Origin of the sequence: Lentilactobacillus hilgardii DSM 20176 = ATCC 8290 (assembly GCF_000159315.1) — a bacterium.
Taxonomy (GTDB): domain Bacteria; phylum Bacillota; class Bacilli; order Lactobacillales; family Lactobacillaceae; genus Lentilactobacillus; species Lentilactobacillus hilgardii.
The window spans coordinates 350586-364310 of sequence record NZ_GG669992.1 but is presented as its reverse complement, the minus strand read 5'-3'; the positions used below and the strand labels follow the sequence as shown (position 1 = coordinate 364310).

Here is a 13725-nt window from a genome sequence, read left to right as displayed (position 1 = left end):
CAATCATTTATTAAGGAGAAAAAATATGAAACTTTCAGTTCTTGGTCCTGAAGGAACTTTTGCCGATGCAGCCGCAAAAGCTTATTTAAAAACCCAGCCATATACCAACGTTATCTTTGACTATCACCCCACTTTTGATCAGGTATATCAAGCAGTAACTGGCGAAAATATCGGTTTGTTGCCATTAGAAAACCAGCTTGACGGTTATGTGTCCGCAACTCTTCAACGTTTACAAATCGCCGACGTTACGGAAATCGGTGAAATGACTATTCCGGTGAACTTTGGATTAGTAGCAAACGCTGATAGCTTAACTCATATTAAGCGACTATATGTTCAATTTAAAACGGAAGGCCAGTGTCAAAAGCTGCTATCAAGAATGCCCGGCATCCAAATCATCACAACCTCATCCAATATGATTTCTTTAGAGAAATTTTTACGTGGTGAAAAGGGTGATGCCGCAATTATTCCTCAATCACAGATGGCGGATCAATCCGCACCTTTCATGTTGGAAAACGTTGCTGATCAAGATGATAACAGCACGCGATTTATCATTTTTAAAGCAAAGCCTGCAAAGTTGGATGACCTTTCACGCCTGACACTCACAACCAATCATTTTAAGGCTCCGCTCTTTATCAGGCCTTCGTCGAATGATAAACCGGGAACACTTTACGATATTTTGGGATACTTTGCTAAAGCCGATCTCAACCTCATTACCTTAATGTCATTACCGACTAAAACCCAATTAGGTGAATATTCGTTTTATATTGAAGTTTCCGGAACTCGCGATCAACAGGAGGTCATATTCGCAACGCTTCGTGACATGGCTTCAAAATATAACGTTCATCTACTTGGCTTTTACGCCGACTAAATCATTAAGCTGTCTGGCGTTGTAGCTCAGCCTGCTTCTTTGCAACACGTTTCTTAGCTTCGTTTTGACGATGGAATTCAGCCAAGTGAACAGCCTGTGTAACAAATAGATGGGTTGCAGCTTCATAATGATATTTCCGACCTAGTTCAGCAATGTAGCCATTGATGTAATCGACTTCGGTTGGACGATCCTTAATCATATCCTGATACATTGATGGATAATGCAGCGGCATATCGATACGGACATTGCGATCAAGCGCCGCCATTTCTTCATCACGAGTAGAAACCAAGTGGATATCGGCGCGGGCACAAATATCATAAGCCTCATCAATCAATTGTCGGCCCATTGAGTAAAAGCCCTTAAAGTTTCCAAGTTCGCCCATTGGGATTTCAAACATTGTGCAGAGCGTATTGATAACCGAGTTAAAGATAACTTTTGTCATCAAAGTTCCAGTAAAGTCATCAGTCAAGGTTGGGTGCATTTGAGCCTTGTCCAATTCGTTGAAAAGCTTGTGGGTCATTTCATCAGGCTTCTCATCTAATGGGCACATGTTCATCTTGCCGGCACCACGCTTACCCATAAAGTCAACTTCGCCTGGTCCTGGTAGAACTGTGGCAATTAAAGCAGTACCACCAATAATCTTATCATCAGCAAAGTACTTTTGTAGTTTTTCAATGTGACCCATGCCATTCATGCAGGTAAAGGCGTATTGACGATCGTTGAAGAAGTGCGCACATCGCTTAAGATAGCCATCTAATTGCATTTGTTTAACAAAGAAAATGAACATGTCAGGATCGCCGTTGTAGCTTTCGGGCGTTTCCAACTTAATTTTGGTTAACTGACGATCCTTATGGTCACGCATGACATAAACGCCACCTTGTTCACGGATTCTATCAATATGTGGCTGCCAAGTATCAATAAATGTAACGTCATTTCCTGCCTCTTGAAGCAAAATCCCATAACGAAGTCCCATAGCGCCTGCACCAATCATTGCAAATTTCATATCAATCATCCTCCAATTTTGACTATCATTGATTACCATTTCATAAAGCCATTAATCATTTCGATTAAAAAAGCACCCTTGATCTTTTTATAAAAGATCAAGGGTGCTTTAGCACTGTACCACCTTAATTTATAATTTGTTCTCACAAATTACCTTATCATGTACGGCTGATTTTACTCAACGATACACTGGCACTTTAAGGCGTGCTCTCCGTAAACACTCATTACTTCGCATTTACTGCTCAAAGGCTACTTTCGTTTCGGTGATCATTATCCCTTCTCACTTACCGGGATTCCCTGAAATGACTTGGCGAAACTACTCTCCTCTTCATTGCATTTTCAATCGAAATTTTAATGTGCCTTTAATCTAGCGCACATAATTCTAATTGTCAACACAAAGTTCAAAATTATTTCACTCCTTGGTAATATCTGCGCCGAAATACTTCTGTGATAATTTAGTCAAGGTGCCATCCTTACGCAATTGTTGTAGGACTTTATTGAACTTAGCCTTTATCTTGGTATCCTTTTGGTTAAACATTGCAGAAATGTTAACCGGCTCTGCTTGGGAATCAGAAATCTTATGATAGGTTAATCCCTTGGTAGAATTACTCTTTGCGTAAGCGAACCATGCCTCGCGTGCATTGATAGTTCCCTGAACCCGACCTTGACGAATCAATGCCAAGGTTGTGGTAAAGTCTCCTGAGGGAACTATTTTGGCACCAAGCTTTTTAGCCTGAGCTTCGTTATTAGTTCCCGTTCCTTCGGCGAGCTTCTTGCCTTTGACATCTGAAAGCTTCTGAATCGACTTGTCACTGGCTTTAGTAATTAAGGCATATCGTGAATAAATATACGGTGTAGAGAAAATATATGATTTTTTACGTTCAGGCGTTTCGGCAATATTGTTCAACACAACGTCGTATTTACTGCTTCCAAGACCGGCAATTAAACTATCCCATTTGGTTGGCACGAAGTTGGCTTTCAAGTTCATCTTCTTGGCAACCGCCTTACCTAAATCAACTTCAAATCCAGTTAGCTTTCCACCTTGTCGATATGAATAGGGTGCGTAGGTGCCTTCCAATCCGATCGTTAGTTGCTTACTCTGCTTTAATTCTGATGTATAACCACCCTTACTTGATGAGTTGCTTGATCCGCAGGCAGTCAATAATACCCCTGTTGCGACAACCCCTAATGTTAATGCAAACCGTTTAATTCCTTTTCCTATTTTCATTATGAATCCTCCTCCAAATCAGAAAATGTCATTGCCGAAATAAAATCTAAAATTCGTTTATTATCAGTAGCAAAGAAATCATGCTCCGAACCGTCAAACAAGATTCGACCATCTTCAACAAAAATCATTTTATCAGCAACCTGTCTAGCAAATGCCAAATTATGCGTCACAATAATCATGGACTGCTTTTCTTTGGCAATTTGCAGTAATACTTTCAATACTTCCAGTTCAAGCTCCGGATCAAGCGCACTGGTGGGTTCATCAAGAAAGATATAGTCGGGGTGCATTGCTAATGAACGGGCAATCGCAACTCGCTGTGCTTGTCCGCCCGACAACTGAGCAGGATAAACATCCGCCTTCTCTTCCAGGCCAACTTTTGCCAATAGTTCAGCCGCCTGTTTTCTTGCCTCAATTTTATTCTTGTGCAGAACTTGAACCGGCCCTTCCATAACGTTCTTGATGACGGACAAATGTGGAAACAGGTTATAGCCTTGAAACACCATTTCAGTATGACGCCGAATATTTAAAATTGTTTGATTGGAAATCGGTTTGGATAAATCGATGTCCAAATCATCAAAATAATAATGACCGGACTCGGGTTTTTCAAGAAAATTCAACGATCGCAATAAAGTTGATTTCCCCGAACCTGAAGGCCCAACAATGACCGTTGTTTGATTTTCTGGAAAAGTTGTTGAAATATTCTTTAATGCCTGATGGTTTCCGAATGTTTTCGTTAGGTTTTCGAGTTTTAACATACAATCCACCCCCCCCTATCTGGTTGTCGTTACATAGCGTGACGTTACCTTTTCCAAATACCCCTGCAGCCAAGTCAGTACGGTACAAAAGACAGCATAATAAACAGCAACCAAACTATACATAATTAATGGCTGATAATTTTGGGCAGCAATTTGTTGACTCACTTCAAACATTTCAACAATCGTAATCGAAGCTGCCAATGATGTATCCTTCACCAAACTAATGAAACTATTTGCCAATGGCGGTAATGAGATCCGGATTGCTTGTGGTAAAATAATTCTTCTTAAAACAACGGATTTAGTCATCCCAATTGAATATGCGGCTTCCCACTGGCCTTCTGGAATCGATAAAATGGACGCCCGGATCGTCTCCGAACAGTATGCACCTGTATTCAATGAAAATGTAATGATCCCAGCAATAACCGGATTTAGCTGGATGCCATTCGGGAAGATTCCCTTAATTTTTAAATATGGGAGTCCAAAGTAAACAATAAATAATTGAACCAATAATGGCGTGCTTCGGAAAAGCCAAACGTAAAAGCGAAAAATTGCTTTTAGCATTAAAAAAGCACCTCGTTTTGACGAAAGACGAATCAATGCTGTAAATAGAGCAATGATTAAGCCAATAACAAAAGAAATAATGGCGATTGGAATCGTGTATTTAAAGCCTGCTTCCAACAGCTGAGGCGTTGACGTTTGAATAATATGCCACATATTAACTATTTCCTCCTTTAAAAATGAAGTTTACTTCTGACACTATGACCAGACCAATAATAACGGCATTCTATGATATCACAAAAGAGCCGTCCCTTTGCATATAAACATGCAGAGGGACGACCCTTTTATATTAGCCGTGTTACCACCCGAATTTATATTGATGTTGTCATCAATACCTTAAGACACTTTTTAATGTCCGGAATGGTATCGTGATTCCCACGTATCTTGAGCTTGCACCCTTGATAATCTGCTCCGAGCTCATCTTCGATTAGTTTCTCAGCCATCTTCTCATTTACCGATGGTCCCTGATCCAAGAACAACTAGCCTACTCTTCTCATCAACACATTGATTATATATACAGAGTGATACTAACAGTTTTATAGTAAAGGTGTCAAGATCAGATTTTATTTTCATGAGATTTGTTAAAAATGCATAAAAATTCATTTCGTTTATCTCATGTTTAGACTCAACAGATTAATTATTTTCTATGCTTTTCTTCTCAAAACTTACGCAGATTTCACACTTGCTTGTGTTGATTCTTTCATTTGACGCTTTTTTGCTTCATTTTGCCGATGATATTCAGCCAAATGAACTTCTTGAGTGACAAATAAATGTGTGTGGGCTTCATAATGATACTTCCGGCCTAATTTAGCAATGTAGCCGTTTATGTAATCTACTTCGGTTGGACGATCCTTAAACATGTCCTGGCACATTGATGGATAATGTAAAGGCATATCAATTCGTGAGTTATGATCCAAAGAAGCTAATTCCTGTTCCCGTGTCGATACCAGCTTAATGTCTGCACGGGCACAGATATCATAAGCCTCATCAATTAATTGACGCGCCATTTCACGGGCACCGGAGAAGTTACCGAATTCCCCCATTGGAATTTCAAACATGGTGCAAAGCGAGTTCATTACCGAATTGAAAATCACCTTCGTCATTAATGTTCCAGTGAAATCTTTTGTAAGTGTCGGATTCATTTGAGCTTTTTCCAATTCATTGTAAAGGCGCTGACACATCTCGTCAGGCTTTTCGTTGAGTGGGCACATATTCATCATGCCAGCACCCCTCTTGCCCATAAAATCAACTTCACCAGGGCCTGGAAGGACGGTTGCAATTAAAGCGGTCCCACCAATGATCTTGTCGTCGGCAAAATACTTCTGGAGTTTTTCAATGTGTCCCATGCCATTCATACAAGTAAAGGCGTATTGACGGTCATTAAAAAAGTGGGCACAGCGCTTTAAATAATCGTTTAATTGCATTTGTTTTACAAAGAAAACCACAATGTCCGGATCACCATGGTAAGTTTCCGGTGTTTCCAATTTGATTTTCACTAGATGACGGTCTTTATGATCACGCATAACATAAACGCCCCCTTGCTGGCGGACCTTATCAATATGCTGCTGCCACGTATCTACAAATGTTACATCGTTACCAGCTTCTTGAAGCAAAACACCATATCGTAGTCCCATAGCGCCTGCACCAACCATTACAAATTTCATATCAATCATCCTCCGTTTACTATTATTTTGAAAGAAAAAAGCGCCCTTGGCTTCTATTCAAAGCCAAGGGCGCTTTTGCACTGTACCACCTTTTATTCGCAACTTTAAAAGTTGCCTTTATGCGTACGGTTCATTATCTGAACGATACGTTGGCACAATAAGGCGTGCGTTTCCGTAAATCTTCACTGTTCGGATTTACTGCTCAAAGGTGATTTTCAAATTGCTTTGCACTGTTCCTTCACACTTAACGGAATTCACTTGATTACAACCACAATTCTACTTTCCTTTTCAATGCATTTTTTCCATCAATTTAATGTGGTTTTAATGTAACTCATTGAATTTTAATTGTCAAGTTGACTATTTCGATTTTTTAAGTATCAACCTTATAAGTCCAAATCTAAGTATTTTATATCTGGTCGTTCCTTAAATCCCTGATGCTTCCAAAAGTTTTTGCCCTCTTCATTACCAATGACAACAAATAAGCCGATTTTATCAATGCCTTTATTCTTAAATCCCGTTGTGACCCGATCAATTAATTGGGTTGAGAGATGCTGACCTTGATAGGATTTTGCAACTGCAACATGGTACAGATATCCCTTTCGGCCATCAGTTGCCCCCAAAGCGGTCCCGATAACCTTCTCATCATCAACTGCGACAAAACACAGATCGCGATTCTTGTTAATAACTCGAGCAATGCCCTGCTCTGAATTATCAAGTGAGGCCAAATTCATCCCCGGTACCGACTCCCAAAGTGCATATGCTGCAGCATAATCCGTCACCTTCATTTTTCTAATTTGAACCATTTCTTTAACTCCAATCCTAAAGCAAGATTTCGTGTTCACTATGTCGACCCTCAATAATAGCAAGTGTGTCATCCAATGACTGCTTGACCATATTTTCAACGGCTTTATCCGTAAAGAAACCGATATGAGGCGTTAATAACACGTTGGGTAGTTCTTTTAACGCGTTATATAATGGTTCCGGCGTTTTCTCGTCAAACTTTAAATTAAAAATATTAGTTTCATTCTCAACGACATCAAGTGCTGCTCCTGCGAGCTGTTTTTCATGAAGGGCAGCTAACAGGGCGTTTGTATTTACGACAAGCCCCCTTGAATCATTAATAAAGAATGTTGTATCCCGCATCAGGTCAAATTGTTCTTCACCAATCAAGTGGTAATTTTGTTTGGCATAGTAAACGTGAACCGTTACAATATCCGATTTACGATAAAGGTCTTCTTTCGAGGTATACGTTAAAATGCCTTTTAAATCATCTCTTGGAGACGCGATATCATTTCCAAGTACCGTTGCGCCCAACGCATGAAAGATTCTGGCAACTGTACCGCCAATTCGACCCACCCCGATAATGCCAATCGTTAATTCAGATAATTCGCGTGACCGTAACCCGTTTACCACATAATCGTTACGGTTAAGCCGTTGATTAAATTGGGGAATATGACGAATCAACTGCATCACTTGGGTTAGCACCAGTTCCGCCACGGCCGGCGGTGAATAAGACGGCACGTTTGTCACCCGCAGATTATTTTGCTTTGCCCAATTTAAGTTAGCTGAGTCAATGCCTGCAGATCGGGTTGATAGTTGTTTGATGCCAAAATCATGTAATTTTCGATATAAATCCGGTCGACTACTCAGAATACTTCGCTGCTTATAGTCGATACCGTCATAACCTTTTGCCCGATCAACCGTATCGTCATGTAATTCATATGGCACACTGTCAACTTGAATATGATGCTGATTTGCCCATTCATCAATAAAGAATTGCTCATCATCCCGAACGTGGTAAGCAAGAATTTTTGTCATGGTTTTAATACCTCCTTTTCTGACTGCCGTTTGACATATTCGGCTAACCTTTGGACTGCCAGCTGAAGGTTTTTCATACTTGTCGCATAACTAATTCTAAAGTAGGTCGAATGACCGTTTTCAAAAGCTTCACCCGGCACTACGGCAACAAGTGCATCTTGAGCCAACTGTTCAGCATATGCCATCGCCGTTCCTTGAAACGTCTTCGGTACTTGAACGTAAATATAGAACGCCCCTCTAGGAGAAACAAACTCATAGCCAATTTTTTCAAGTGCTTTGCATAAATAATCCCGTTTCCGATCGTAGACACCTTTCATTCGTCGAATATCCTGATCGCCAAACAGAAAGGCTTCGGTTGCTGCATCCATATTCGGTGTGCCAACGGTAGCAACATTAGCCTGATGAACCTTGGCGAGTTCTTTAATAACTGTCTTGTCCCCACATAGGTAACCGATTCGCCACCCGGTCATTGCATATGATTTGGACACGCTATTCACCAAAAGGGTTTGCTCCGGAAGATAGGTTGCGATCGAAACGTGTTCATCAAAATAAGCTAATTCACTGTATACCTCATCACTCAAAATAGCCACTTGGTAATTCCGCAAAACAGCTGCCAGTTCGCGAACTTCATTTGGTGTGTACGTAACACCCGTCGGATTGTTTGGATAATTGAGAACTACCATTTTTATTTTGTCGCCATACTGTGTCAAATAACGGTCCAAAACATCAGGTGTCAATTTAAAACCGGTTGATGAAACATCAACTTCAATCGGAATTCCGCCGTTCAACAATGTCAATGTATGATATAAACTAAACGCCGGGGAACTAATAAGCACAGCATCCCCAGGCCCGATAATACCGTTAAAAACGGTACTAATAGCCTCACTAGCACCGTTAGTGACAACAATTTGATCATCAGGATCGTAATCCAATCCAAATCGGCTTGCCAGGTAATTACTAATCGCTGTCAGTAGTTCTTTGGTCCCCCGATTGGGCGCATAGTGGGTGCGATTATTTAAAATACTCTGGACCGCCGCCAGTTTAATATGGTCCGGCGTTTGAAAATCCGGTTCACCAATTGTTAAATTAACGATATCGGGAATTTGTCCGAACCGATTGTTAATTTGCCGAATCAGTGATGGTGCAACCTTATGCAGATCATTTTTAATTAAGGATGAAATATCAATCATCCAACCACCTCATTTTGAATTAAAGTAAGTCAATAAACTGTTTGCACTTTGGACAAAATAATCAATTGCAGCAGAAATGGTTTCATCTTCGCCAACAAAACCCGGATCATGTAAATCCGAAGCATTTGGACGGCCGTTTGACCCGATAAATGCAAAGGTTCCGGGGATTGGTGCTTCAAACGTTGCAAAATCCTCACCTGTCATTGTCAACTCGGGCTTAATGACCTTAGCTTTTAACCCACTCTTAACAACGGCTGTAATTGTAGGATCATTTTTAATTGGGTAAGCGCCAACACTCCAATCAATATCAGCCGTTTGCTCATAGGCATCAACGATACCATTTACAATTGAATAAAATCGTTTTTTTACCAATGCCGTATTTTCATCTGAGAATGTCCGGACTGTCCCCTCAAGTGTTGCAACGCCGGGTAGTACATTCCAGGTTTTACCGGCGCGAACTTTTGTCACACTCACGACCACTGCATCAAAGGGATTATTACTTCGACTAACAATGGTCTGCAGCTGAGAAATAATTGCCGCTTGAGTAATAATTGGATCCTTTCCTTTTTCAGGTCTGGCACCATGTGAACCCGCACCATGAATGGTCACTAGGAATCGATAGCATCCCGCCATCAAAGGACCGGCCTGCAACGCAATTTGTCCTACCGGCAGATTAGGGTTGTTATGAAACCCAACAATCCCCCGTACACCATCCAAAACATGCTTGGCCAATACCTGATCACCACCATGACCAGCTTCTTCAGCCGGCTGAAACAATAATCTGACCGTTCCCTTCAACGTTTCTTTTTGTGCATTTAAAACATAAGCAGCACCGAGTAAACTTGAAAAGTGAAGATCGTGACCACAAGCATGCATGACACCGGGATTTTCAGACTTAAAGGACAAATCGGTTTGTTCCTGAATCGGTAACGCATCAATGTCGGCACGCAGCGCAATCATTGGTCCGGGTTGACCGCCTTTTATTTCAGCCAATAAACCGGTATCCAAATCCGTTGGAACAATTGAAATTCCCCAATTTGAAAGAATTGCCGCAATCTGCTTGGTTGTTTCAAATTCCTGATTGGACAGTTCTGGATGACGATGGAATTGATGTCTCAGGTTAATAATTTCTGGTAGAATATTGGTCTTTGTGTCAATCGTCAAAAGATTCACCTCATTCAAATGCTGTTTTAATTGCTTGATCCAAGTCGTTGATTAAATCGTCACTATCCTCAAGTCCAATTGACAATCTAAGCAATTGATCCGTAATGTGACTGGCTGCTCGACGATCCTCGGGCACTTCTCGATGCGTAATTTTAATTGGGTTGACAATCAGTGACCGACTATCTCCTACATTTGGTAAATACAGAAATAACTTAACCGCATCGACAACTTTCTTTGTCTGCTCAGCTGTCCCGTTCAACTCAAAGGACAGCACAGTTCCGATTCCTTTTGGAAAGTACTTTTTAGCCAAAGAATACTGGGATGAATCAGGTAATCCGGTATAATAAACCGCTTTTACATGTGGATTTTTCTCCAAATAGTTGGCAATTTTTAAGCTGGTTGCCACTTCCTTATCCAGCCGTTCGGAAATTGTTTCCAACCCGACCAACTCCAGATAAGCATCGAATGGTCCTAAAACCGCGCCCATTAAGCGAAGATACTTCATCCGAATTCGTTTGATAAACGCTTGTTTTTTAAAGACGGTCGTATAACTGTAATTTTCTGGATGTTCCGCACTTTTCAAAATAAATTCATTTTCCTGGAACTGTGGAAATTGACTATTTTCCCAGTCAAAATGCCCACCATCAATAATCACACCTGACACAACGTTGCCATGCCCACTGATTCCTTTTGTAGATGAATAAACGACAATATCTGCACCATACTGAATTGGTTTGAACAAATAAGGCGTTGAAAAAGTATTATCAACAATGAGTGGAATATGAGCCTCATGAGCAATTCGGGCCAATTTTTCCACATCCGAAATCTCTGTTGTCGGGTTTGCAACACTTTCTACATAAATTGCCCTTGTATCAGGTTGAATCAATGATTTTACCTCGTCAAAATCATTAATATTGCCAACCAAATCAAAATTAATGCCATATTTTGGAAAAAGTGTTTCAAATTCATCCAGTGCCGCACCATAAATGTCATATGGTGCAATAATTCTACCACCGCCTTCTGCAACGTTTAAAATGGCATAAGTAATTGCGGCCATGCCTGAGCCAACAGCAACTGCCTCCGTGCCACCATCCAATGCCGCCAGTCGTCTTTCAAGGACGCCAACCGTTGGATTGCCAACCCGAGAATACATATAAGCATCAGGAACGGTTCCCTGAGCGACGGCTTCGCCTCTTCCTGCGGAACCCAGTGCAAAAGCGACATTCTGATAAATTGGAACCGTTGCGGAATTGTTATGCTTGGCCGGATCATATCCGCCGTGAATTCGTAATGTATCAAATTTTTCTTCAGTCAAACCTGATCACTCCCTGATTGTATTTGAAGTTACCAACTCGGAAACACCAAGCCGATCAGCAATTTCATTCACTTCGTTTAACGTTTTTTCGTCAACAACACCGTTAGTCTGATTTTTATCATAGTTTTGAATTTCTTTATCTCCGGGAATTGTAATCTCGTCGTCAGGTAAATGGTCTAAATGACGCATTCTTTCCAGCATGTCTGATAAAGATCCTTCAATATCATCAAGACTCCCAAATAACGTCGGATCAAGTGCCAGAAAAAAATGACTAATATCATGATTCTTATTCCCAAGATCGGCAGAAATCGACCCTTGAGCCAAAATCGATGTTAAACACTCAACGATTAAAGAAATACCAAATCCCTTATAGTTTGAATTGGCCTCATCAAGTCCTCCCAATGGCAAAATGCCACCCAGTCGATGCGCTCGTGAAAGTTCATCAAGAATTGTCTGCGGATCATTTTGCTGTTCACGGTTCCCATCAATCGCCCATTCTCCGGGTACCTGTCGGTTATTTTTCAGCAAAACCTCGATTTTCCCAAGAGAAACGGTTGACGTTGCCGCATCAAATACAAACGACCCCGTCCTGGTCGGAAACGCAAACGCAAGTGGATTACTACCCAAGAATGGTTGCCTTGCATGTGGCGGTACCAGTAACGGGTTAGTATTTGTAGATGTAATCCCGATCAGTCCTTTCTTGGCAGCCATTCTGGCGTAATACCCAGCAGCACCAAAATGATTAGAGTTCCGTACAATTCCAATTGCAAGGCCATGACGCTGTGCCTTATTAATGATATGATCCATCACAAATACTGATACGAGCTGACCCATTGTGTGATTGGCATCTACTAAAACACTGGTTTTCGTTTGATTGAGCACCGTCCATTTATTGTAAGGGATAATATACTTTGATCTGATTTTTCGGTCATACATGGCAAGCCGTTGGACCCCATGCGATGTAATGCCGCGTAAATCGGCATCAACCAGGGTATCGGCAATTAAAGCACTGTCTTTGCGTGAAAAGCCATAACCGTTGTATATCCGTTCAATAAACTGTTTTTCTTTTGACACTTTTATTCTCACACTGGTCACCTCCATCAATATTTAGCCATCGTAATATGCTTTATTTACCAGTTGCTTAACATTTGTATCGGATTTTAAAAATCCTGCTTGCTTTAATTGATTTGCATAGTAAGTCACGTCGGCTTTACCCTTTGATTTTTTCAACCCAAAATGGTAGCTGGCAATCAAATTAGATACATTTTTCTGATTAACAAATTTACTGGATGAAACATATTTCTTGTTTAATAAAATTGAAGCGGTTTGCTGTGGATGCTTGTTGATCCAGTCAGCAGCCTCCTGATAAGCTTTAACAATCGCTTTAGCTTTCTTCGGATTTTGTTTGGTCAGTTTATCAGCAAGGTATAAGTAACAACAGGAACCATCCTTTTTCATGCCCATTTTTGCCATTTCATTATTTCCGGCATGATTGTTATTATCAACAATTACCCGGAAATGATCTTCTTTGATTGCTTGATAGGCGTATGGATCAACGTTTCCAATTGCATCTACTTGACCCTTTTGGGCTGCCTTGGCTAATAAGTCATAATCGTAAGTTTTCCATGTGACACCTGTTTTAGGATCAATTCCTGCATGCTGGAGCGCAATCGAAGCAACAAATTGAGGTGTTGATCCCTGCCCTGGAGTCGCAATGGTTTTGTCTTTCAAATCTTTAACGGATTTAATAGACGAGTTCTTTGGGACCAGTACCTGAATACAACCTTGATGAATACCACCTGCAGCTTGAATTTGAGCACCATTTTGAATTGCCGGCAAATATTGAAAATCTCCATTTAGTGCATCATATTTACCACTGGCAAAACCAGCTTCCAAATCAGCAATATTGGTTGGCTTGGCAACCAGATTTGCTTTAATGCCGTTTTTCTTGAAAAACCCTTTTTCGTAGGCAATATAGTTAGGAGCACCACAAATAGATCCATTCTTTGCCGGAATTGTAATTGTTCCGTTCTTATAACCCTTCGTTGAATCAGCACTTTGTTTATTGCCACAGCCTGCAAGACCACCGGCAACCAGTAACAACCCTAATGCACTGATAATGATATGTTTTACTTTCAAATACGCCACTCCTCAAATAATGTA

At 40.8% G+C, this 13725-nt stretch carries 13 protein-coding genes and 1 other annotated feature; of the genes, 1 reads left to right on the top strand and 12 read right to left on the bottom strand.

Annotation, left to right across the window (positions count from 1 at the left end):
* The first annotated feature begins 25 nt into the window (after positions 1-25).
* Positions 26-868, top strand: a complete 843-nt coding sequence (locus HMPREF0519_RS01745; RefSeq protein ID WP_003556843.1) for a prephenate dehydratase — start codon at positions 26-28, stop codon at positions 866-868.
* A gap of 4 nt (positions 869-872) precedes the next feature.
* Here the strand turns inward: HMPREF0519_RS01745 and HMPREF0519_RS01740 are convergent, their stop codons facing one another.
* From HMPREF0519_RS01740 to HMPREF0519_RS01685, 12 genes are all read right to left on the bottom strand, one after another.
* Entirely contained in the window at positions 873-1871 is a 999-nt protein-coding gene (locus tag HMPREF0519_RS01740) for a ketopantoate reductase family protein (RefSeq protein ID WP_040472613.1), read from the bottom strand.
* Positions 1872-1967: 96 nt separating this feature from the next.
* Positions 1968-2211: a binding site (T-box leader), on the bottom strand.
* A 71-nt stretch (positions 2212-2282) separates the two neighbouring features.
* On the bottom strand, positions 2283-3098 hold the full coding sequence (locus tag HMPREF0519_RS01735) for a transporter substrate-binding domain-containing protein (RefSeq protein ID WP_003634109.1): 816 nt from the start codon (positions 3096-3098) through the stop codon (positions 2283-2285).
* The gene (locus HMPREF0519_RS01730; protein WP_003551248.1) at positions 3098-3853 is read right to left on the bottom strand and encodes an amino acid ABC transporter ATP-binding protein; all 756 of its coding nucleotides are present in this window, start codon (positions 3851-3853) and stop codon (positions 3098-3100) included. Before HMPREF0519_RS01730 ends, HMPREF0519_RS01735 begins: the two co-directional genes overlap by 1 nt.
* Before the next feature lie 15 nt (positions 3854-3868).
* The gene (locus HMPREF0519_RS01725; RefSeq protein ID WP_003551247.1) at positions 3869-4567 is read right to left on the bottom strand and encodes an amino acid ABC transporter permease; all 699 of its coding nucleotides are present in this window, start codon (positions 4565-4567) and stop codon (positions 3869-3871) included.
* Positions 4568-5076: 509 nt separating this feature from the next.
* Positions 5077-6075: a ketopantoate reductase family protein gene (locus HMPREF0519_RS01720; protein ID WP_040472612.1), complete on the bottom strand. Its 999-nt coding sequence runs from the start codon at positions 6073-6075 to the stop codon at positions 5077-5079.
* Between the two features lie 383 nt (positions 6076-6458).
* Positions 6459-6878, bottom strand: a complete 420-nt coding sequence (locus tag HMPREF0519_RS01715; protein ID WP_003634102.1) for a GNAT family N-acetyltransferase — start codon at positions 6876-6878, stop codon at positions 6459-6461.
* Between the two features lie 16 nt (positions 6879-6894).
* On the bottom strand, positions 6895-7893 hold the full coding sequence (locus HMPREF0519_RS01710) for an NAD(P)-dependent oxidoreductase (protein ID WP_003634101.1): 999 nt from the start codon (positions 7891-7893) through the stop codon (positions 6895-6897).
* On the bottom strand, positions 7890-9083 hold the full coding sequence (locus HMPREF0519_RS01705; protein ID WP_003634099.1) for a pyridoxal phosphate-dependent aminotransferase: 1194 nt from the start codon (positions 9081-9083) through the stop codon (positions 7890-7892). Before HMPREF0519_RS01705 ends, HMPREF0519_RS01710 begins: the two co-directional genes overlap by 4 nt.
* A 9-nt stretch (positions 9084-9092) precedes the next feature.
* Complete coding sequence (locus HMPREF0519_RS01700; RefSeq protein ID WP_003634097.1) at positions 9093-10265, bottom strand: amidohydrolase; 1173 nt, start codon at positions 10263-10265, stop codon at positions 9093-9095.
* Complete coding sequence (locus tag HMPREF0519_RS01695) at positions 10258-11562, bottom strand: O-acetylhomoserine aminocarboxypropyltransferase/cysteine synthase family protein (RefSeq protein ID WP_003634095.1); 1305 nt, start codon at positions 11560-11562, stop codon at positions 10258-10260. Before HMPREF0519_RS01695 ends, HMPREF0519_RS01700 begins: the two co-directional genes overlap by 8 nt.
* 6 nt (positions 11563-11568) lie before the next feature.
* Entirely contained in the window at positions 11569-12663 is a 1095-nt protein-coding gene (locus tag HMPREF0519_RS01690) for an Ldh family oxidoreductase (RefSeq protein WP_003634094.1), read from the bottom strand.
* A gap of 6 nt (positions 12664-12669) precedes the next feature.
* Positions 12670-13701, bottom strand: coding sequence for an ABC transporter substrate-binding protein (locus HMPREF0519_RS01685; RefSeq protein WP_187117499.1), 1032 nt, complete (start codon positions 13699-13701; stop codon positions 12670-12672).
* Positions 13702-13725: the final 24 nt, after the last annotated feature.

Excerpts from the sequence above, each read along its gene's own strand:
- HMPREF0519_RS01690 (WP_003634094.1), bottom strand. The coding sequence starts at position 12,663 with ATGGAGGTGACCAGTGTGAGAATAAAAGTGTCAAAAGAAAAACAGTTT.
- HMPREF0519_RS01705 (WP_003634099.1), bottom strand. The coding sequence starts at position 9,083 with ATGATTGATATTTCATCCTTAATTAAAAATGATCTGCATAAGGTTGCA.
- HMPREF0519_RS01715 (WP_003634102.1), bottom strand. The coding sequence starts at position 6,878 with ATGGTTCAAATTAGAAAAATGAAGGTGACGGATTATGCTGCAGCATAT.
- HMPREF0519_RS01725 (WP_003551247.1), bottom strand. The coding sequence starts at position 4,567 with ATGTGGCATATTATTCAAACGTCAACGCCTCAGCTGTTGGAAGCAGGC.
- HMPREF0519_RS01730 (WP_003551248.1), bottom strand. The coding sequence starts at position 3,853 with ATGTTAAAACTCGAAAACCTAACGAAAACATTCGGAAACCATCAGGCA.
- HMPREF0519_RS01720 (WP_040472612.1), bottom strand. The coding sequence starts at position 6,075 with ATGAAATTTGTAATGGTTGGTGCAGGCGCTATGGGACTACGATATGGT.
- HMPREF0519_RS01745 (WP_003556843.1), top strand. The coding sequence starts at position 26 with ATGAAACTTTCAGTTCTTGGTCCTGAAGGAACTTTTGCCGATGCAGCC.
- HMPREF0519_RS01735 (WP_003634109.1), bottom strand. The coding sequence starts at position 3,098 with ATGAAAATAGGAAAAGGAATTAAACGGTTTGCATTAACATTAGGGGTT.
- HMPREF0519_RS01710 (WP_003634101.1), bottom strand. The coding sequence starts at position 7,893 with ATGACAAAAATTCTTGCTTACCACGTTCGGGATGATGAGCAATTCTTT.
- HMPREF0519_RS01740 (WP_040472613.1), bottom strand. The coding sequence starts at position 1,871 with ATGAAATTTGCAATGATTGGTGCAGGCGCTATGGGACTTCGTTATGGG.